This window comes from Holdemanella sp., assembly GCF_056804935.1.
The window spans coordinates 9957-11995 of the sequence record NZ_DBMEXE010000029.1; the positions used below are offsets into that span (position 1 = coordinate 9957).

1 protein-coding gene is annotated in these 2039 nt (G+C 35.4%); it reads left to right on the top strand.

What is annotated here, in order from left to right:
- On the top strand, positions 1-2021 hold a 2021-nt coding region (gene carB, locus ACZQCL_RS02690; RefSeq protein WP_482481788.1), incomplete at its 5' end, for a carbamoyl-phosphate synthase large subunit.
- Positions 2022-2039: the final 18 nt, after the last annotated feature.

Below are 2039 nucleotides of genomic sequence, written 5' to 3' on the forward strand. Positions count from 1 at the left end.
TTCGTTCTTTAGAGATGAAAGTGGATCATATCTATAAAAAAGAATTGGCTGGATTAACGAAAGAAGAATTACTTGAAAAAATCAAGAAGTGTGATGATGAAAGAATTTTTGCGGTTACACAATGGCTTCGTGATGGATATGATATGGAGACAATTCATAATGTAACGAAAATGGATGATTTCTTCTTGTGTCACTTGTCAAGAATTATCAGCTTAGAAAAGCTAATGATGGAAAATCCCAAAGATGTTGAAGTTTTACGTAAATTAAAGAAATACGGCTTTGCGGATAGCTACATTGCACGTAATTGGGATATGAAAGAATTCGACTTATATAACTTGCGTAAAGAAAATGGAATCATGCCAGTATATAAGATGGTAGATACTTGTGCGGGTGAGTTTAAGAGTGCAACTCCATACTTCTATTCAAGTTATGAACATAAGAACGAATCTGAGGTAACAGACCGTAAAAAAATCGTTGTATTAGGTTCAGGACCAATTCGTATCGGACAAGGTGTTGAGTTTGACTATGCGACAGTACATTGTGTACAGACTTTGCGTGAAGAAGGCTATGAAGCTATCGTCATCAACAACAACCCTGAAACTGTATCAACCGATTTCTCAATTAGTGATAAATTGTATTTTGAACCACTAACTACAGAAGATGTAATGCACGTAATTGATTTAGAAAAACCATTAGGTGTTATTGTTCAATTTGGTGGTCAAACCGCAATCAACTTAGCCGATTCATTGGTAGAACATGGTGTTAAGATTCTAGGTACTTCACTACACTCTATTGATTTAGCGGAAGACCGTCATGAATTTGAAGCGATGTTACATAAATTGAATATTCCTCAACCAAAAGGTGAAACTGCAGTAACAGTAGAAGAATCACTCGTTATTGCCAATAAGATTGGTTATCCAGTACTTGTTCGTCCAAGTTATGTATTGGGTGGTCGTGCCATGGAAATCGTACATAATGATGATGAATTAAGAGTATATATGGCAACAGCCGTAAAGGAAATCAGTCATGATGCACCAATCTTAGTTGATAAATATATTGTTGGTAAAGAACTAGAAATCGATGCGATTGCGGATGGAAAGAACGTATATATTCCAGGTGTAATGGAACATATCGAGCGTGCGGGTATTCACTCTGGTGACTCAATTAGTGTATATCCTACACAGATCATCAATGAGAAGGTGAAAGAAACGATCATTGATTATGGAACAAGAATTGGTGAAGGCTTTGAATTTGTTGGTTTATACAACATTCAGTTCATTGTAGATAAAGAAAATAATGTCTATGTATTAGAGGTAAACCCACGTTCCTCTCGTACCGTACCATTCTTATCTAAGATTACAGGTGTTCCTATGTCTCAAATTGCGACTAAGTGTGTATTAGGTGAAAGTATTGAAGATCAAGGTTTAACACCTGGATACCATCCTGAAGATAAAGAAAGAGTCTTTGTTAAAGCACCAGTATTCTCATTTGCGAAATTACGTAGTGTAGATACAGTCTTAGGACCTGAAATGAAATCTACAGGTGAGGCTTTGGGTAGTGATGTCAACTTAGAAAAAGCATTGTACAAGGCTTTAGTAGCTTCAGGAATCAATATTCCTTTACATGGAAGTGTATTACTAACAATTGATGATGATAATAAACAGGATGCTTTAGAAATCGCAAAACGTTTCTATAACATTGGATATGGTATTTATGCGACGAAGGGAACAGCTAAATTCTTAGAAGATAATGGCTTATTTGTACATGTAGCGGCCAAAGTCAATGAGGATAATGGAAATGAAACTGTATTGGATATTATTCGTCATGGACATGTAAACTTTGTCATCAACACAATGTCAAATAAAGATAATTCTACAAGTAAAGATGGATTCTTGATTCGTCGTGTATCTGCAGAAAATAACATTTCTTGTATGACAAGTTTAGATACGGCACATGCCTTAATTAAAGTATTGGAATCTTTGAGCTTCTCAATGATTTCTATGAATGAGATGGGTAAATAGAGTGTGACAAATCACACT